Annotated in this window: 19 protein-coding genes, 1 pseudogene and 1 riboswitch; of the genes and pseudogenes, 10 read left to right on the top strand and 10 right to left on the bottom strand. The window is 65.9% G+C overall.

The window, feature by feature from the left end; translation table 11 throughout:
• Positions 1 to 5 precede the first annotated feature (5 nt).
• Positions 6 to 383, bottom strand: a complete 378-nt coding sequence (locus tag ABZW16_RS16225) for a DUF4232 domain-containing protein (RefSeq protein WP_354956508.1) — start codon at positions 381 to 383, stop codon at positions 6 to 8.
• A 531-nt stretch (positions 384 to 914) separates the two neighbouring features.
• Between ABZW16_RS16225 and ABZW16_RS16220 the strand changes: the two genes are divergently transcribed.
• From ABZW16_RS16220 to ABZW16_RS16195, 6 genes are all read left to right on the top strand, one after another.
• Positions 915 to 1,133: a hypothetical protein gene (locus tag ABZW16_RS16220; RefSeq protein ID WP_354956506.1), complete on the top strand. Its 219-nt coding sequence runs from the start codon at positions 915 to 917 to the stop codon at positions 1,131 to 1,133.
• Between the two features lie 13 nt (positions 1,134 to 1,146).
• Entirely contained in the window at positions 1,147 to 1,413 is a 267-nt protein-coding gene (locus ABZW16_RS16215) for a hypothetical protein (RefSeq protein ID WP_354956504.1), read from the top strand.
• A 405-nt stretch (positions 1,414 to 1,818) separates the two neighbouring features.
• A complete protein-coding gene (locus ABZW16_RS16210) occupies positions 1,819 to 2,715 on the top strand; it encodes a cutinase family protein (protein ID WP_354956536.1) in 897 nt (298 codons plus the stop codon).
• Positions 2,716 to 2,953: 238 nt separating this feature from the next.
• On the top strand, positions 2,954 to 3,499 hold the full coding sequence (locus ABZW16_RS16205) for an HNH endonuclease (RefSeq protein WP_354956502.1): 546 nt from the start codon (positions 2,954 to 2,956) through the stop codon (positions 3,497 to 3,499).
• Positions 3,500 to 3,526: 27 nt separating this feature from the next.
• Positions 3,527 to 3,796 carry a WhiB family transcriptional regulator gene (locus tag ABZW16_RS16200; RefSeq protein WP_354956500.1) on the top strand — a complete coding sequence of 90 codons (270 nt, stop codon included), beginning with the start codon at positions 3,527 to 3,529 and terminating at the stop codon, positions 3,794 to 3,796.
• Between the two features lie 119 nt (positions 3,797 to 3,915).
• Positions 3,916 to 5,580 (top strand): VWA domain-containing protein, encoded by a 1,665-nt coding sequence (locus ABZW16_RS16195; protein WP_354956498.1) that lies wholly within the window; start codon positions 3,916 to 3,918, stop codon positions 5,578 to 5,580.
• 925 nt (positions 5,581 to 6,505) lie between these two features.
• Here ABZW16_RS16195 and ABZW16_RS16190 read toward each other — a convergent pair.
• Both ABZW16_RS16190 and ABZW16_RS16185 read right to left on the bottom strand, forming a co-directional pair.
• A complete protein-coding gene (locus ABZW16_RS16190) occupies positions 6,506 to 7,465 on the bottom strand; it encodes an ATP-binding cassette domain-containing protein (protein WP_354956496.1) in 960 nt (319 codons plus the stop codon).
• 298 nt (positions 7,466 to 7,763) lie between these two features.
• Positions 7,764 to 7,901, bottom strand: a pseudogene (locus tag ABZW16_RS16185) (hypothetical protein); the annotation flags it as partial.
• A 60-nt stretch (positions 7,902 to 7,961) separates the two neighbouring features.
• Between ABZW16_RS16185 and ABZW16_RS16180 the strand changes: the two are divergent.
• The 4 genes from ABZW16_RS16180 to ABZW16_RS16165 all read left to right on the top strand — a co-directional run bounded on the left by ABZW16_RS16180 (position 7,962) and on the right by ABZW16_RS16165 (position 10,573).
• Positions 7,962 to 8,549 carry a TetR/AcrR family transcriptional regulator gene (locus ABZW16_RS16180; RefSeq protein WP_354956494.1) on the top strand — a complete coding sequence of 196 codons (588 nt, stop codon included), beginning with the start codon at positions 7,962 to 7,964 and terminating at the stop codon, positions 8,547 to 8,549.
• Between the two features lie 48 nt (positions 8,550 to 8,597).
• The gene (locus tag ABZW16_RS16175; RefSeq protein WP_354956492.1) at positions 8,598 to 9,278 is read left to right on the top strand and encodes a hypothetical protein; all 681 of its coding nucleotides are present in this window, start codon (positions 8,598 to 8,600) and stop codon (positions 9,276 to 9,278) included.
• A 480-nt stretch (positions 9,279 to 9,758) separates the two neighbouring features.
• Positions 9,759 to 10,094 carry a metalloregulator ArsR/SmtB family transcription factor gene (locus tag ABZW16_RS16170; protein WP_354956490.1) on the top strand — a complete coding sequence of 112 codons (336 nt, stop codon included), beginning with the start codon at positions 9,759 to 9,761 and terminating at the stop codon, positions 10,092 to 10,094.
• A complete protein-coding gene (locus ABZW16_RS16165) occupies positions 10,091 to 10,573 on the top strand; it encodes an SRPBCC family protein (RefSeq protein WP_354956488.1) in 483 nt (160 codons plus the stop codon). The genes ABZW16_RS16170 and ABZW16_RS16165 overlap by 4 nt, the downstream gene beginning before the upstream one ends.
• 53 nt (positions 10,574 to 10,626) lie before the next feature.
• On the opposite strand, the gene gcvP is transcribed toward ABZW16_RS16165, so the two are convergent.
• From gcvP to ABZW16_RS16130, 7 genes are all read right to left on the bottom strand, one after another.
• Positions 10,627 to 13,431, bottom strand: coding sequence for an aminomethyl-transferring glycine dehydrogenase (gene gcvP / locus ABZW16_RS16160; protein ID WP_354956486.1), 2,805 nt, complete (start codon positions 13,429 to 13,431; stop codon positions 10,627 to 10,629).
• Positions 13,432 to 13,602: 171 nt separating this feature from the next.
• Positions 13,603 to 13,703: riboswitch (glycine riboswitch) on the bottom strand.
• Between the two features lie 133 nt (positions 13,704 to 13,836).
• Positions 13,837 to 14,436, bottom strand: a complete 600-nt coding sequence (locus ABZW16_RS16155) for a MerR family transcriptional regulator (protein WP_354956484.1) — start codon at positions 14,434 to 14,436, stop codon at positions 13,837 to 13,839.
• Between the two features lie 187 nt (positions 14,437 to 14,623).
• Entirely contained in the window at positions 14,624 to 15,097 is a 474-nt protein-coding gene (locus tag ABZW16_RS16150) for a bifunctional nuclease family protein (RefSeq protein WP_354956482.1), read from the bottom strand.
• Positions 15,098 to 15,257: 160 nt separating this feature from the next.
• On the bottom strand, positions 15,258 to 16,094 hold the full coding sequence (locus tag ABZW16_RS16145) for a MerR family transcriptional regulator (RefSeq protein WP_354956480.1): 837 nt from the start codon (positions 16,092 to 16,094) through the stop codon (positions 15,258 to 15,260).
• A 73-nt stretch (positions 16,095 to 16,167) separates the two neighbouring features.
• Positions 16,168 to 16,653: an FHA domain-containing protein gene (locus tag ABZW16_RS16140; RefSeq protein WP_354956478.1), complete on the bottom strand. Its 486-nt coding sequence runs from the start codon at positions 16,651 to 16,653 to the stop codon at positions 16,168 to 16,170.
• A gap of 170 nt (positions 16,654 to 16,823) precedes the next feature.
• On the bottom strand, positions 16,824 to 17,222 hold the full coding sequence (gene gcvH, locus ABZW16_RS16135; RefSeq protein ID WP_354956476.1) for a glycine cleavage system protein GcvH: 399 nt from the start codon (positions 17,220 to 17,222) through the stop codon (positions 16,824 to 16,826).
• Positions 17,223 to 17,338: 116 nt separating this feature from the next.
• Positions 17,339 to 17,923 carry a CDP-alcohol phosphatidyltransferase family protein gene (locus tag ABZW16_RS16130; protein WP_354956535.1) on the bottom strand — a complete coding sequence of 195 codons (585 nt, stop codon included), beginning with the start codon at positions 17,921 to 17,923 and terminating at the stop codon, positions 17,339 to 17,341.
• Between the last annotated feature and the right edge of the window lie 233 nt (positions 17,924 to 18,156).

The following is an 18,156-nucleotide window of genomic DNA, read 5'->3' as shown; positions in this document are numbered from 1 at the left end:
TCCACTCAGGCTGTCGGCTCAGTGACCGGGTGGACCTGCAGTTCGCAGGTGTCGATCGTGGTCACCAGCCGAACCGTAGCGGTGGTGTTCGGCGGGGTGACCTGCAGATCGGTGTAGGTCGGGCACGGGTTCCCCGCGGCGTCGAACGCGACACCCTCGACGACCGCTTCCGCATTGTGATCGCGATCGAGCACGATGGTGGGCGGGGTGTCGGCACCGCTCGGGAGGCCGCCCAGATAGCCACGCGGGGTTCGGGTCGCGTGCGCCAGCGGCCCGCCCGCTCCGGTATCGACGCCGGGGTATCCGGTGAGCGTGCACGGGCCGCTGGCGGTGGGGACCCAGAAGTGCAAGCGGACGCCACGGTGACCGAGCCCCGGCGACATCGGATCCGCGCCCAGGAGAACCTGGCCGTCGACGCAGGGCGGGGCGATCTGTTGGCCGCTCGTCGGCTCCCCACTCGAGGGCCCACCGGTCGTAGGTCGAGTTGCAGTCGAGCCGCCGGTCGACGACTGGCCCGTCGGCGGCTGGCCGATTGTCGTTCCGCTGCTCGTGGGCTGGTTCGCTGCCGACATCGGTGCGTGATCGCCTGCGGACTCGTTCGCGCATCCGACGAGTGCGAGCACGCCGCAGGTGAACAGCGGGATGCACCGCCGTGTCAGTTTCGATGCTGTCCGTTTCGACATGAAGCACTTCCTTGCGCTGTCGGCCGAGGCAGCGCCGCAACAGTATTCGGTGCGGTGCCCCGATGGATATCTCCGATCGACACGCACGACCCCCCGGCCGGACGAGCTTGTCGAGCTGTTTATCGCCCACTGCCGCCGCGCGTTATCGCCACGCCCCGCAACCAGCACGCGAGAGGTACCGCAATCCGATCGAGCCGGGCGGCTTACCCTGAATTATCCGGAGGTGATCGAGTGCACGTCTACGAGGTACGAAAGGTACACAGCTGCGAGTTCTGCGGCACCGAAGACGAGACCCTCACCACCCGAACAACATTGGACGAAGCGAAGACGGCCGCCGAACACGACGCCGGTCTGGCGTTGGCGTGGGAAGTCGCCGCCGACGGCGCAGGCCCGCTGTGGGCCGATCGCGAAGACGGCATCTACCGCTACTACATCTACCAACGGTCCTGAAGGTCCCGCCGCCATGTTCACCGATTCAGACGATCTGCGGTTCGAGAATACCGACGCGCACACCGCGCGCACCCTCAGCCGCAAGACCGTCGCCGCCGACGCACTCGTCGACACGGTCCGCTTGGCCATCGAAACCGTTGGCGGCGCCGGATTTTCGCGCACCTGCGCGCTGGAGATGTGGTACAGCGACATCCACGACTGTCTGTTCCATCCGCTGCCGCGGGCCAGGCAGACCCGGTTCACCGGGCGCGTACTGCTGGGCAATACACCGATCGGTTGACCCGACCCGCTCGGCCGGAATTCCCGAACGCGGGACGAACGCCCGTCGAGAGGGTTCAATGGATCCTCACACGATGATGCGTGGGAGGGGAAGCCATTGGTGTCTGTCGAACCCACAATCGTGGACCAGGCGACCGATGCTGCCCGGTCCACGATGAAGGAGCCGCGCACCCTCGCCCGCGGCTCCTTCATCTCCCGGTCCACACCGGCTGCGAAAGCCGCCGCCGCCACACCGAGATAACAGTCGGCATTGCCGCATTCGGCGAAAATTATCCAGCCTTACCTTGGGTCGTTCCCGCATTAACCCCTGGTCAGACCGTACGGTTGTCTCCGACGCGACAGCAGCAGTCGCGTACGGCCCATCGGCCGCTTCGTAACCAGCAACCCCGAGGTGTGGACCATGTTCATGCGCAAGATGATCGGAGCAGTGGCGGGCACCGTCATGGTGGGTGCGGCGGCCACGGTCGGCAGTGCGGGTGCGGCCACAGCCGCGCCAGGATGTCCCGACCTCTACGTCGTGGCGATACCCGGCACCTGGGAGACCTCCGACACCAATCCCGGCGAGGGCATGCTCGCGAGCGTCACCGATAGCCTGCCGCGCAACACCCGCACCGACTATGTGACCTATGCGGCGACCGCATTCCCGTGGGAGACCGATGTTTACGGGCGCTCGAAGCGACAGGCCATCGATAATGCCCGCGGCCTGGTCACCACGATGATCCAGCAATGCGGTGCGACGAAGATCGCGCTGATCGGCTACAGCCAGGGCGCCGACGCGGCGGGCGATCTCGCCGCCGAAATCGGCACCGGCTCGAGCCCCATCCAGCCCGAGCGCATCGTCGCGGTCGGCCTCATCTCCGATCCGCGCCGCTCCCCCACCGACGCACTCATCGGTCCGCCGGTGGACGGCTCCGGTGCGGGCGGTCCGCGCATCGGCGGCTTCGGCCTGCTCACCCCGAAGACCAGGACCATCTGCGCCGTCGGCGACCTGTACTGCGCCGCACCACCCACCGATTTCGCCACCCGCTTCGCCGGATTCCTGGCCCAGGCCTCCGATCCCGATCCGGCGCAGCTGTGGCGCTATCAGCAGGAGGCGGATGTGATCATCGACGACCTGACGGCGGCCGGGGTGGTCCCGCTGATCCAGAACCAACTTGCCGATCCGGAAATGAACGAGCGCAAACAGGAATTCGAGCGGTTCTATAACTCGTTCGTGCACCAGAGCTACCCCGCCTACGTCGTGGACTCCGATGGCGTGACCGCCACCACATGGCTGCGGCAGTGGCTGGTCGGCCTGGCCTGAAAAACCCGTCGCCAGCGGTGGGCATGCTGTGCCACCATGGATTTCGATGATGATCACCCGATACCGCGGGTGATCGAAGAGCTTCGGAAAGGAGGAGGCGGCCGTGACCATTGTCGTACCGAGCCAGCGTCGACATGACGCGCGCGTAGAGCGGGTAACCCGCCGCCTCCCGGCCGGTAACTGACCGACCGCCGCCTCCTCCCGATTCGCTCGCTCCCCCCGAAACATGGTGATTCCCATGACGTTCCACCGTGCCACCGATCCGGTGGTGTTGACTGTCGACAACTGGATACACACCCGAGTACTGGTGCTCAATGCCAGCTACGAGGCGCTCACCGAGATCAACGCCGAACGGGCCGTGGTGCTGCTCATCGACGGCGCCGCGGAGTCGATCGCGGACCGGGATCCGCACTTCCCGATTCGGGCCGAGCACCTCGAGCTCGCGCTGCCGGAGACGATCCGCTTGCTGCGGTATGTCTACCTCGACCACGTGACACGGGTACACGACGGCAGCCCCGCGACATTGGCCGGTGTGCTGCGCCGCGACAACCACCGCTGCGGCTACTGCGCGTCCTGGGCACGCACCGTCGACCACATCCGGCCACGCAGCCGCGGTGGTCCGAACACCTGGAACAACCTCATCGCCGCCTGCGCGCCGTGCAATTCGACCAAGGCCGACCGCACGCCGGCGGAGGCGGGCATGCGGCTGCTATGGGAGCCGAAGGCGCCCAACGATATGGCCAAGCGACAGCAGCGGATCTGGAAGCAGCTGGCCGCCACCTGAGCCGAGAGAGAAAGGAGAAGGCTCGAAATGACCGTCGAATTGGAGATCAACGCAGTTGTCGATCTGACCGACCTGCTCCCGCTCTCGGATTCCCGGGAGTGGCATCGGGCGGCCTGCCGCGGCGACCCGAATCACGAGGCGTGGTTCCCCTACCCGTCGCAGGACTTCGCGTACGCGCGTGAGGTTTGCGCTGGCTGCCCGATCCGGGATGCCTGCGGTGAATTCGCCGCGCACACCGGACAGTCCGGTGTTTGGGGCGGACACGAGTTCGATCGCGGACGGATGATCCGGCCCTAATCGGGCCGATTCGCTCGACCGACCCGCAATCGGTCCCGACGGCCCGTCTCGCCGTGCCGATGCACCCATCACCGGGAGCACCGGCACGGCAAATCACGCGTGACCATACACTGATGCCCGTGGGCACACATCGCAGCGGAACCAGGTCCCGGGGCGTCAGCAAAGGTCCGGTTATCGCAGTGATCGCCGTTCTGCTGCTGGTCGCGGCGGTCTTCGCGTTCTTACAACTCAGCGATCGCGCGGCGAATCGCGACAAGTCGGCCGCGGCCGAGTGCAAGGAAGGTCCCTCGACGCTGTTCGTCACCGTCGATCCGGAACTCGCCGACCCGGTGCGCGCCGCCGCCGACCGGTACAATGCGACCGATCCGAAGGTGCGCGATCACTGCGCGAAGGTGGTGGTTACCCCTCAACCGTCCGCCGCGATCGTCGCCGGATTCACCGCCGGCAAGCCGTGGAACGGCGCGCTCGGACCGCAGCCCGGACTGTGGATCGCCGATTCGATGCGCTCCATCGAATCCATGCGCGTGCCCGGCCTCATCGAGGGCACTCCGGCACCCGTCGCGCTGAGTCCCCTCGTGCTCGCGGTACCCGATGAGCTACAGCACGCACTCGAACAGGCCAAGATCACTTGGGCGGATCTGCCCCGGCTGCAACAGGGTTCGCTCGACGATCTCGGGCTGTCGGGCTGGGGTGGACTGCGGATGGCACTGCCCTCCGGTGACGCGACCCTCGCCGCGGCGGCCGCGGTCGGCTCGGCGGTGTCGGGTACCGATCCGCTCAGTGACGGGGCCGCACAGTCCGGTCAGGTCGTCGCCGCGATATCCGGGCTCGCCGCCAAGGCTCCGCAGGCGGCCGATACCGCGGCCGCGCTGGCCGGTCTCGGTGGTGCGAATTCGACCGTCCATGCGGTTGCCGCTACTGAACAGCAATTGAAGGCGCTCGGTGGCACTTCCACATTCCGGCCCGCGGGAACCGCACCGGTCGCCGATCATCCGGCCGCGCTGATGTCGGGAGCCTGGGTGGACAAGACGCAGAATCTGATCGCGTCGATATTCGCCGACTACCTGCGTGCGCCCCAACAGTCCGCGGCCTTCACCGCCGCGGGATTCGCCGCGGCCCCGGCGGCCGCCACACCCGCGCCGTCACGGACCGCACTGGACAAGGTGCGTGCCACGCTCGCCAATCCTGTGCTGGGAGTGCAGGCCACGGTACTGCTCGATGTCTCGTCCTCGATGGGCACTACCGATGGATCCACTACCCGGCTCTCGAATGTCCTCGGCGCCCTACGCTCCACGGTGAATGTGATGCCACCGGACTTCGGACTCGGCGTCTGGACCTTCGGCAAGAATCTGGACGGGACCAAGCCGTACAAGATCCAAACTCCCACCGCGGCCTTGAGCAACGAGCAGCGCACCACACTCGATACGGCGCTGGATACGGTGCAGCCCGCCGATTCTCGCCCGGACCAGGCCTACCCGGCACTACTGGCCGCCTACCGCGCCGCAGTCCAGGGATATACCGCCGGACGCACCAATTCGATCCTGCTGATCACCGATGGCCCCGACGACGACTCCACCCTTACCGGAGCCAAGCTGCTCACCGACCTGACCGCCGCCACCGACCCCGCCCACCCGGTCCGTATCGATGTGATCGTCATCAACGGCAATGGCACCGAAACCCTGCAAACCGCCGCCCAGCACACCGGAGGCACCTACACTCGCCTCTCGACCTCGGACGACATCAGCTTCGGAACCGCGGTGGTACATGCGCTGACGACGCCGTGAGGGCTGCGGTGAGTCCTGTTGTCCCGTACGGACTTCTCCGACGCGGCGGCCGGCACACACGGAATCCCTTGCCGCCCCGACGGTGAACCGCGGCAGGCAGACTCCAGGGGTCGGCACTCGCACCAATGCGCCGGATTCCATTGCCACCCAGATGGCGCCATCGGGACCCACGGTAAGTCCGTGCGGCTCAGCACCGGGGAGTTCGTATTCGGTGATCTCACCGGTCGTGGTGATTCGCCCGAGGCGGTTGGCCGCCCATTCCGTAAACCACAGGGCGCCATCGGGTCCGGTGGTGATGGCGTGCGGGCGAGCGGCGCGGTCCGGAAGCGGGTATTCGTTGATCTTGCCATCGGTGGTGATGCGGCCGATCTGGCCCGCGGCGATCTCCACGAACCAGAGGGCACCGTCCGGGCCAGCCGTAATGCCAACGGGCATGGCGGCTTCGGTGGGCAGCCGGTGGACGCTCAGCGTGCCCGCGGTGGTGATCCGGCCGATGGCGTTGCCCTGGTTCAGGGTGAACCACAGGGCCGCGTCCGAGCCGGATGTGATCATGGAGGGCATGCCTTCGACCGGGAAGGTCGTCACCTCGCCGCTCAGGTCGCGGCGGGCGATCCGGTTCGCCTGCAGTTCGGTGTACCACATCGCGCCATCAGGGCCGGTGGTGATGCCGTACGGCGAATCCGCTCGGAAAACAACGATTTCACCGCTCGACGTGACCCGCCCGATCCGATTCCCGCGAAACTCGGTGAACCACAGGGCATCATCCGGCCCCGTGACGATGACGGTCGGCTGTCCATCGGCCGGATCGAGCTGGATGGTCTCGACTTCGCCTGCGACACAACGCCCGATCGCGCCCCGCGATACCAGTGTGAACCACAGCGCACCGTCTTGGCCGGTCGTCAACCCGTAGGGCGCACCGGAAAGCTCAATCAATCTGTTCCACTCCGATCTGTATTCCGGCGAACCGGGCCCGCAGCGCCCGGTCGTGCGTCACGATCACCAGCGCACCGGTGTAATCACGCAGCGCGCCTTCCAATTCCTCGACCAATGTCAGCGACAAGTGGTTGGTCGGCTCGTCGAGCAGCAGCAGGTCGTAGTCCCCCACCAGCAGTTCGGCCAGCGCCAGCCTGCGCCGCTGCCCCTCCGACAGTGCGCCCACCACAGTATCGAGCGCGTCCCGGTGGAACAGTCCGGTCGACAGCAGCGCCTCTCGACCGTGCCCATAGGTCTCGGCCACCGTCGGCTCCGGATCGAAAACCACATTCTGGCGCAGATATCCGACGCGGCCACGCGCACTGTCGTAGATCTTGTCCAGCAGTGTCGACTTGCCAGCACCGTTCGGCCCATGGATGAGCACCCGATCCCGCGGCCCGAGCGTCAGCGCACCGATCCCGAACGATGCGGTCCGTCCGGTCCCGAATCTACCGCGAAACCGCAACGGCTCGGGCGGCCGCCGCACCGGATCATCCCGGAGCCTGCGCAACCGCTCCGCCGTCTGCCGAACCCGCGAAGCCACCGAACTCTGCACCCGACCGGCATTGCGGTCGTAGGCCATCTTGTTGTTGTCCTTCATCGCCCGCCCCACCGCCACCCGATGTGCCGTCGTATTCGCGAACTCCTCGAGTCGCGCGATCTCGTCCTGCCATTGGGCGTACGCCTGCTCCCAACGCGCCCGCGCCGCGGCCTTTTCGGCGAGGAAGCCGCTGTAACCGCCACCGAATCGGGTGATGCCGCCGTCCTCGACCTCAACGATCGCGGTCGCCATCCGGTCCAGGAACGTCCGGTCGTGCGAAACCACGACCACCGTCCCCGCATGCGTCCGCAGCCGCTCCTCCAGCCAGACCAGGGCCGCCGCATCGAGGTGATTGGTCGGCTCGTCCAGCAATAACACCTCGGGCGAGGCAGCGAGCAGACATGCCAGCCCGAGCGTCGGCCTCGTACCCACCCCGCGCCTCGAACGCCGTGAGCAATTCACCGTACTCGGCCATATCCTCGGCTTCCGCGGCCTCGTACATCCGCTGCTCGAGCTCACGCAACTCGGCCAGCGCCAGATCGATGGCCTCAGCAACAGTGCGGCCGGGCACCGTCTGCGCCAGATGTCCGATGCCGCCCGCCGCACGCACGGCGCGCTCGCCGTCATCGAAACTCTCGATGCCTGCCAGGATCCGCAGCAAAGTCGACTTGCCAGAACCGTTTTCGCCAACGATGCCCGCCCGCTCGCCGGGCCGGATGGACAGCGTGACGCACTCGAGGACGACTCGTTGTCCATGGGACTTCGATACGCCGCGCAGAGTCAGTTGGGTGGTCAGATGGCTCTCCAATCGCTACATGTGTAGCTTTAAGTTAACAAACCCCTCCAACTAATGCAACAGGAGTTGTCTTTGGAGACGCAGAAACGCCCCGGCGGCCGGAGCGCCCGCGTCCGCGACGCAGTGCGCCAGGCCACCCTGGCCGAGCTCACCCTGCGCGGTTATCCGGGCCTGACCGTCGATAACGTCGCCCAGCGCTCTGGTGTGCACAAGACCACCGTGTACCGCCGCTGGGGCAGCCCCGAGGGACTCATCGTCGACGCCCTCGAACTCGCGGAGAACGAGCCGTGGCCGATTCCCGATAGCGGCTCACTCGACGACGATCTGCGCGCCATCACCGACCTGGTGCGCACCGGATTCGCCGACCCCGACGCCGGACCGGTCGCGAGTGCGTTTATCGCTGCGGCAGTGCAGAATTCCACGGCGGCCGAAGCCCTCCGGCACTTCTACGCGGTCCGGCACACCCAGTCCGCCGAGGTCGTTCGCCGCGCGATCGCCCGCGGCTACCTCCCCGACACCATCGACGCGGAGGAGGTAATTCGCTTCGCCGTGGCGCCGATCTACTACCGCCTGTTCATCACTCACGAACCGGTGACCACGCAAGACACCCTCCGCGCGGCCGATGCCGCACTGGCGGCTGCGCGCGCGGGCGCGATCTGAGGGCCGATCGGGGCACAGCGGAGCACCGCGCAGTGCAATGATGACCCGGTGACTTCCTGGCTTCCGCTTCTCAGCTCGCTCATCGTCGCCGCCGCGGCGCTCATCGGCGTCCTGATCAACAACCGGACGAACCGCAACGCGATCACCGCAGCCGACGAGCGCAACCGGACCACACTTGATGCGGCACAGCGCAATATCGAGACAACCCACACCGCCGCACAACACAACATCGACAACGCCAATGCCGCCGCAGAACGCCGCGAACAGGATAAATGGCGACGCGAATCGATCCTGACCGCGATCTCCTCGGTACTGCTCGCCGCCGCCGACGTCCGCCAAACCCTGTGGGAGACCCTCGATTGGAAGGCCGAATCCGTCGAGGAGGTGGACACTTTCGGCAAGGAAGTACAGCAGAGCATCTCCGCATGCAACGGCTACATCACCCGACTGCGCGTACTGTCGAACCCCAAAATCCCACATCGCTGTGAAGATCTCCTCCGCACCCTCACCGCAGCCCAGAGCATCACCGTGCAGCGCCTCAAGGTCGAACTCGACGAGGAGGCAACCATGGACGATGTCAACGCCATCCGCGCACTGTGGCACAAGGCAATTGCCAACACCGTCCAAGACGAACGGGCCGTCATCGATGCAACCCGCGCGGAACTAGGAATCGAAGCCCTCAGCGAAATCCCGGAACTCGAACCCGAGGCCGCACCGGACCCGGCGTAAACCCCGCGTGGGGCGGCTCGGATTCCGGTCGAAATACCACGACGGCCGCGCAGATCCGGCAAACCCGCTGCCCCACAGCAACATCACACACCCAACCCCCGCACCCGACCATCAGCCCCTCGGCTGCAGGTCGAAAACGAGGATGCCGTCCTCGCGAAGATGACCGCCACATGGCCACGCCCAGCGCAGCGCCGCAGCGATCCGAACTTTACCGAGCTGGGTCGCCTCGGCGTAAGCGCGGTTCGCATGCACTACGACGCTCGCGAGCATGATCCGAACTCGTCCCAGCCCGCAGCCGCCCCTCGAGACCCCCGAACACCACTGCGTCGTGTCCCCGCGCTGCGCGGTCAAGGGCTTCATTGACATGTCGTGAGAACATCCCGGCTCGCGAATGTCAGACCTGGTCAGACCGCGTATTCGAGCAGTCCAGAAGCGACCGCCTATAGACAGCTGCTATCGGTAAGTATAAACTTACGGTTCGTGAAGGCTTACCGAAATGCCGCGTTGGACGCGCTGGGGGATCCGACGCGGCGGGCGATCTTCGAACGGCTCGGGAAGGGGCCGTGTGCGGTTGGCGAGTTGGCCGATGAGCTGCCGGTCAGTCGGCCCGCGGTTTCCCAGCATCTGAAGGTGCTGAAGGAGGCGGGGCTGGTGGTCGACCAGGCGATGGGGACCAGGCGGGTGTATCGGCTGAACCCACCGGGAATCGATGGGCTTCGGGTGTACTTCACGCAGTTCTGGTCGACGGCGATGTCGGCCTTTCAGGACGAGGTGAACAGGCAGGCAGCCGACGCCTCGAGAAAGGACAAGCCATGACACAGCAGTTGAGCGATAAGGAAGTTCGGGTCGAGCTCGGCGTCGATGCGCCGATCGATAAGGCCTACGACGTGTTCACCATTGGGATCGATAGCTGGTGGCCGCGTGCGCACCACATCGGCAAAGGTGAACTGGCGCAGGAGGTTATCGAACCACGGGAGGGCGGGCGCTGCTTCGGCAGAGAGGCCGACGGCACCGAATGTCCTTGGGGCACGGTACTCGTCTGGGATCCGCCGCGGCATTTCGCATTCTCTTGGGAGATCGGCCTGGACTGGCAGCACGAGACGAATCCGGACCGCGCCAGCCGCGTCGATGTCACATTCGATGCGGTGACGCCCGAGCGCACCGCGGTCACCCTGGTGCACTCCGGCTTCGAGAACCACGGCGCGGGTTGGGAATCCATGCGAGACAGCGTGCAAAGCGAGGGCGGCTGGCCCGATCTGATCAACATTTACGGCAAAGCGGTTGCCGCACAATAGATGCGGTTACCGAGCCGCACCTGCAACGGGGTCGAGGTGCGGCTCGGCAGCCGTCAGTACGCGTCCAGCGGCGGGCAGGAGCAGACCAGATTGCGGTCACCGTAGGCGCCATCGATGCGACGCACCGCTGGCCACACCTTGCCGCGCGACGGATCAATACCGTGCGGATATACCGCGATCTCCCGACTGTACGGGTGGTCCCACTCCCCGACCAGACAGGCCGCGGTATGCGGCGCACCCCGCAGCGGATTGTCATCCACCGGCCACACTCCCGCGGCGACCTGGTCGATCTCGGCCCGGATCGCGATCATCGCGCGAATGAATTCGTCCAGCTCCGCGAGGTTTTCACTTTCGGTGGGCTCCACCATCAGCGTGCCAGCGACCGGGAAGCTCATGGTCGGCGCGTGGAATCCATAGTCCGCCAACCGCTTTGCCACATCATCCACGGTGACACCGGTCCGCTTGGTGATATCACGCAGGTCGAGAATGCACTCGTGCGCGACCATCGAGTTCTCGCCGGTATAGAGCACCGGGAAGTACTCGTTCAAGCGGCGCGCGATGTAATTGGCCGACGCGATGGCGGTCAACGTCGCCGTGCGTAGACCATCCGCGCCCATCATCCGGATGTAGGCCCAGGTGATCGGCAGAATCGAGGCCGAACCGTAGCGGGCCGCCGACACCGCGTGCGAAGCCGACTCCAGCGGATCGCCCGGCAGGTACTTCGCCAGATGCGAACGCACCGCGACCGGGCCGACACCGGGACCGCCGCCGCCGTGCGGAATGCAGAAGGTCTTGTGCAGATTCAGATGGCTGACATCACCACCGAAGCGACCGGGACGGGCAAGGCCGACCAGCGCGTTCAGGTTCGCCCCGTCGACGTATACCTGGCCACCGGCGTCGTGCACCAGCGCGCACAGCTCGGCGACCTCGTGCTCGTAGACACCGTGCGTCGACGGGTAGGTGATCATGATGCAGGCCAGCCGCTCGGCGTGATCGGCGATCTTGGCGCGCAGATCGTCCAGATCGACGTCGCCGTTCGCGCGGCACTTCACGACCTCCACCCGCATGCCGACCATGGTCGCCGAGGCCGCATTGGTGCCGTGCGCGCTGGAGGGAATCAGGCAGGTATCGCGGTGCGCGTCACCACGATCGAGGTGGTAGCGCCGGATCGCCAGCAGTCCGGCGTATTCGCCCTGGCTGCCCGCATTCGGCTGCAGGCTCACCGAGTCGTAGCCGGTGATCGCGGACAGCCAGTTCTCCAGATCGGTGATCACCTTCAGCAGACCGGGCGCATCCTCGACCGGCGCGTACGGATGCACGCGGGCGAAGCCGGGCCAGGTGATTGCCTCCATTTCCGCGGTCGCATTGAGCTTCATGGTGCAGGAACCGAGCGGAATCATGCTGCGGTCCAGCGCGATATCCTTATCGGAGAGCCGCCGCAGGTAGCGCAGCATCGCGGTTTCGGTGTGGTAGCTGGTGAATGCCGGGTGGGTGAGAAAGTCCGAGGTACGGGTTTCGACGGAGACCGCCGCCGCGGGACCGCTCGCCTCGGAAGTCAGTGCGGTGCCGAAGGATTCGAGCACGGCGGCGACATGGGTCTCGGTGGTCGCCTCATCACAGGCGACACCGACGTGGTCTGCGTCGACCAACCGCAGGTTGATACCGCTCGACTTCGCCTTCGCCACTACGGCTTCCGCGCCACCGGGCACCCGCACCAGCAGCGTATCGAAGTAATTGTCGTGCACCACGGCACCATCGAGTCCGGTCGCAATGGCCGCCGCCCGCCGATGCACGCGCCGAGCGATCTCGCGTAGTCCATCGGGTCCGTGATAGCTCGCGTACATCGCGGCCACAATCGCCAGCAGCACCTGCGCGGTGCAAATATTAGAGGTCGCCTTCTCCCGGCGAATATGCTGCTCGCGGGTCTGCAGTGCGAGTCGATACGCCTGATGGCCATCGGCATCCACCGACACCCCGACGAGTCGACCCGGCAGCTGACGCGCATGCGCGGCGTGCACCGATAGATATCCGGCGTGCGGACCGCCGAACCCCATCGGCACACCGAAACGCTGTGTGGTGCCGAAACATACGTCCGCGCCCTGCTCCCCCGGCGGCGTGATCAGCGTCAACGCGAGCAGATCCGCGCCGACCGCGACCAACGCGCCCCGCTCGTGCGCCGCCTCGATCACCGGCCGCCAGTCCACGATCCGACCCGAAGCGCCCGGAACCTGAACCAGCACACCGAAGTACTCGCCATCAGGCAGTTCACCGCCCGACAGATCCGCCTCGACGATCTCGATTCCCAGCGGTTCGGCGCGAGTGTGCAGCACGGTCTTGGTCTGTGGGAACAGATCATCGGAGATCAGCAGGCGCGCGGAGGTGGACTTGCCAGCCCGACGCAGCAGCGTCATCGCCTCGGCGGCGGCGGTGGCCTCGTCCAGCATGGACGCATTGGCCACCTCCATCCCGGTCAGATCCGAGACCATGGTCTGGAAGTTGAGCAGTGCCTCGAGCCGCCCCTGGCTGATCTCGGGCTGGTACGGGGTATAGGCCGTGTACCAGGCGGGATTCTCCAGCAGGCTGCGCACCAGCACCGGCGGAGTCAACGTGTCGTAGTAGCCGAGCCCGATCATCGAGGTGGCGACGGTATTCGAATGCGCGAGCGCGGCCAGTTCGTCGAGCACCTCGTGCTCGGTCGCGGCGGGCGGCAGCACCTCGAGTCCGGAGCCGTCCAGAATGCTCGCGGGTAGTGCCGCGGTGGCGAGCTCGGCCAGCGAGCCGACGCCGACGACGTCCAGGATCCGGGCGAGTTCATCCCGGTCGGGTCCGATATGGCGGTCGGCGAATGATCGAGTCACGACAAGCTCCCAAGGTCGGGCGGGTCGACCAACGGCGGTCGACGGATACCGGCCTCCCCCTCTGTCGTGGAGCCTGAGAGATTCGGATGCCGCGACGCAGGTGCCGAGACCCCTTTCCCCATGGGCGGGCAACCGCCGCGTTGTGCGGAGTTGCCACTTTCCAGAGACGTCGAAGCCCGTACGGTCCCTTTTGCCTGAGAGATTGACGGGGAGGTGCTGCTCCTTCGGCGCCCGAACTCTTGTGAAGTCCGGAACTCTCCCGCACGGCGGCGACGCACCGTCAGTTTATGCCGCGCGCGCAACGAATGACGCCACCGGACCCCGGATGGGCGTGTAGCGCTCATCACTTCGGCCGGACAGTCGAGTGCCCGCCGCCGCAGCGACAGGCACTCGACAAATCGATCCCTAGCCGGTCTTCTGGTTCATCCGAGCCTTACGACGGAAGGAAAGCTCATCCTCCGGCCGCTCGCTCGCGCTGCCGCTCACGGCCCGCTCGGCCGGGAAGTTGGCGATGGCTCCGGTCAATTCCCGCATGGCGCCGCTGACCGCGATTCCGAAGACGCCCTGCCCACCCTGCAGTAAATCGACTACCTCCTCGGGCGAGGTGCACTCGTACACCGAGGTCCCATCGGAGAACAACGTAATGCCCGCTAGATCCTGCACGCCGCGACTGCGTAGATGGTCGACGGCGATGCGAATGTTCTGCAACGAGATGCCCGCGTCCAATAGTCGCTTCACGATCTTCAAGACGAGAATGTCCTTGAACGAATACAGGCGCTGGCTGCCCGAACCCGCAGCCCCACGGATGGACGGAACGACCAATCCGGTGCGCGCCCAGTAATCGAGCTGCCGGTAGGTGATCCCGGCCACCTGGCACGCGCTCGGTACGCGGTAGCCCACCAAATCGTCGGGGACCGAATCATCCGGGAACAGGCCTGGCTGTACCACATCCTGCGATTGCTCTGCCACTGACCACTCCCTTGCTTCGCCGACGCCTAGCCTCATCGATGACCCGGCTCCGTCACGACCAACGACCGGCCGTAACGGACGTGGCCCAACTATCGAGATTACTCCCTGTGATTCTCCCGGGAGCGGCATCGTCGGACCAAACGCGACGCGCGGTAGAAGTCTCGACCTCTACTTCACCTCTAGAAGAAAGAGCTCGACCAACCCACCGCCCTGGCGCAGCGGCTCAGCTGTCGGTGGCCTTGAAGTCGTCCGGCGAAACGGATTCGAGGAACTCCTTGAACTTCTCCACCTCGTCCTCGCGCTCGTCCGGCATAACCAGCCCGGCCTCTTCGAGCACCGGTTCCTCGGCATAGATAGGGCAACCCACCCGCAAGGCGATCGCTATCGAATCCGACGGCCGGGCCGAGATCCGCAGATCGTTGTCGAAGACCAGATCCGCGTAGAAGGTGCCCTCCTGCAGATCGACGATCCGCACTTCCTTGAGAGTGTGCCCGAGGTCGGCGATCAGGATCTTGATCAGATCGTGGGTCAGTGGACGGATCGGGGTCACCCCCTCTTGTTCGAGCACGATCGCGGTCGCCTCGGCCTGCCCGATCCAGATCGGCAGATACCGGTCTCCGGACACCTCACGGAGCAACAGCACGGGCTGGTTCTGTGGCTGCTCGACACGAATGCCGATAACGCGCATCTCACTCATCGCACTGCCTCCCAATGACTCGCCGGCCGCCCGGCATGACCGCTGCAGGGCTCGCCGTACCACGAGTCTAAGCGAACCGCGAGGCGTCAAGCATTCCGTGTGCACAGCCGAAATCGGCGTGTTGCCCCTCTGGAACGCAAAGCGAAACCCGCTAGAAGTCTCAGCTGCCGAGCGAAGACCGCACCGAAGCCTTCACCAGGCAGGTGTGCAGCGTCAGCGACAGCGCCGCGAGTTCGCGCACCGTCTCCTCCGCGCGGGCCCGCGCACCGGCGTCGCGGCTCTTGGCGATCGGGGCCGCAATCTGCGCCACCAGCGCGGCCTCACGATCCGCGGCCAGCTTGAAGGCGCGCAAATGCCGTGCCTCCAGCCCGAATTCGGCCATCGCCTTGGCGGTCTTGGCCAGCGTCACCGCGTCCGCATCGAAAAATCCCGCGGCGCCCGGCGTGATCAGATTGGCCCGAACCAGGTCGGTAAGGAATTTCTCGTCGATCTCGGCCTGGGCGAGCAGATCCGCGCGGGTGAGTCGGATTTCGTGATCGAATCGCAGCTCGTCGGGCGAGATCTCACCGGGTACGACACCGAGTTTGCGCGGCGCCGCGGTCCGGGGCGCGGTATGCGCCGAAGGCGTTGCGGTGGGCGCGGAGTCGGGCAATGAATGCCCGGCCTCCGGCGCACCGCTGCGGCCGGAGTGCGCCCGGGCGCGGGCTTCCCGCACACCGAGCGTCGCCGCACCGCTGTCGATCGCTTCGAGCTGTTCCTTGATCACCTTCAAAGGTAGGTACTGATCGCGCTGTGCGGTCAGAACGAATCTGAGCCGTTCACAGTCCGCGATCGAGAACCTGCGATAACCCGACGGTGTGCGCTCGGGTCTGATCAGCCCCTCGGCCTCGAGGAAGCGAATCTTCGAAATAGTGATGTCCGGAAAGTCCGGTCGCAGCAGGTCCAGCACGGAGCCGATCGACATGCCTCCGCGAGCCCACTGCGCCGCGCCCGTCATAGCACCGAGTCTTTCATGACACAGCGTTCTTCCCTGTCAACACCGTCGACACGCATGATCCGTGCCGCAGGAGTCACAGGCTGCCCGCACCCGCCGATGGCTCGTTCACCTGGGCCCGTGGTCCGGTGAGGAACACGAGGCGGAACTTGCCGATCTGTACCTCGTCACCGTTCTGCAGCTCCGAGGAGTCCACCGGCTCCCGGTTGACGTAGGTGCCGTTGAGGCTGCCCACATCGACCACCTGGAAGGAATCGTCGTCCTGCCGGAACTCGGCGTGCCGACGGCTGACGGTGACGTCGTCCAGGAAGATGTCACTATCGGGATGGCGCCCCGCCGACGTGGTCGGCTGATCGAGCAGGAACCGCGAGCCCGCGTTCGGGCCTCGCTTGACGACCAAGAGGGCTGCACCGACGGGCAGACCCTCGACCCCTTGGACCGGCTGTTCGCCGGTCACCTCAGCGGAGCGCGACGCGTCGACCTCGTTCAGGAAATCCGCGCGGAAGACCGACGTCGTCTCGGCCGCGGTCTCCCCGTAACCCGGGTCTTTGTTCTCGCTCACCGTTTCTCTCCTCCTCGAACCTGATTATCCATGCAAGCAGGTGCTGCCTTCACCGCCACGACCTGGGGATCCTGACGCTAGAACACCGGCCGCTAAGCACCGGCACATCTGTTGGCTTTGACCGTACCCTGCCAGGGCGTACCCGTGCAGGTAGAACCGGGAAGGCTTGGTCAGCCCCCGATAACTCCTTGATAACCCGCGGCATCCAGCAGTGCACCGAGTGCCGCATCCGTGCTGGCCTCGTCGCTCAATTCGAGCTCGAAGATCCATCCGTCGCCGTAGGGATCACTGTTCAACGTTTCCGGCGTCGACGTCAGATCCTCGTTCACCGCAACGACTTTCGCGGCGAGCGGGGCGTAGATGTCGGAGACGCTCTTGGTCGACTCCACCTCGGCGATGCTGTCCGCCGCGGCCACGTCCTTGTCCACATCGGGCAGCTGCACGAACACAACGTCACCGAGTTGAGACTGGGCGTAGTCGGTGATACCCACCCGAACCCGGGTCGGGCCGATCCGCTGCACCCATTCGTGTTCCTCGGTGTAGCGCAGATCCTCGGGGGTCTGGGTCACAGGCCGTCCTTTCCTCGATCGGCAGATCGTTGTCGAGCGACCTGCAGGCAGTCGCCACTGATCGTTTCGAGCGACCCGCAACAGGTCGCTACGGGTGTACAAGGCAACTCTAATCGCTACTCACTGCGGTGTGGCACAGCCGGTATCGCTCGCGCGACGGCGAAAGCCTTCCATAGATAGAGCACGCCGGTCCACACATACACCGCCGTGCCCCAGACCAGGAATGCCCCACCGAAGGCACGGCCGAAACCTGCCAGCGCCCAGTCCATCTGACCGGCCAGCAGCCACGGCAGCGCGGACATCAAACCGAAGGTGGCCGCTTTGCCCAGGTAGATGACCTCCGGCGGGTCGAGTTCGCGGCGTTTGTACACCGAAAGAGTCAGCGCGAGGATCGCGTCCCGACCGATCAGGATCACCGCGACCCACCAGGGCAGCAGCCCGCGGATGACAAAGGCGGCCAGCGTGGTCACCAGGAACAGCCGATCCACGAACGGGTCGAGCAGCGCGCCGAGCCGCGAGGACTGGTCGAGCAGCCGGGCCAGCTTGCCGTCCAGGAAGTCGGTGACGCCGCTGGCCACCAGCAATGCGAACGCCCAGCCGTCGGCCCGCACCACCAGCAGTAGCCACAGGAACAGTGGAACGCCGACCAGTCGCAGCACGCTCAGGACATTCGGGACGGTGAGGATGCGGTCGGCGAAGATACCGCCGACGGCCGGGTCGTCCGTATCGCCCGTGCCGGAGTCGGCGCGTCCGCCCGGTTCCGTCTTCCCCGATTCGGTTGTCACAGCCCCGTGCATACCGCACCGACCCCGGTTCACGCCATCCGGGCACGCCGGTTGCGGACAGTTTCGCGCACGGGCAGGCTGGTTTTTCGAGCGACCTGCAAGCAGTCGCCAACAGCGCATTACGCCACACCTCAGCCGGTGACAGAATG

The sequence above is a fragment of the Nocardia sp. NPDC004604 genome (assembly GCF_040609795.1).
Taxonomy (GTDB): domain Bacteria; phylum Actinomycetota; class Actinomycetes; order Mycobacteriales; family Mycobacteriaceae; genus Nocardia.
The sequence above is the reverse complement of the archived record's forward strand: the minus strand, read 5'-3'. Positions and strand labels throughout refer to the sequence as shown.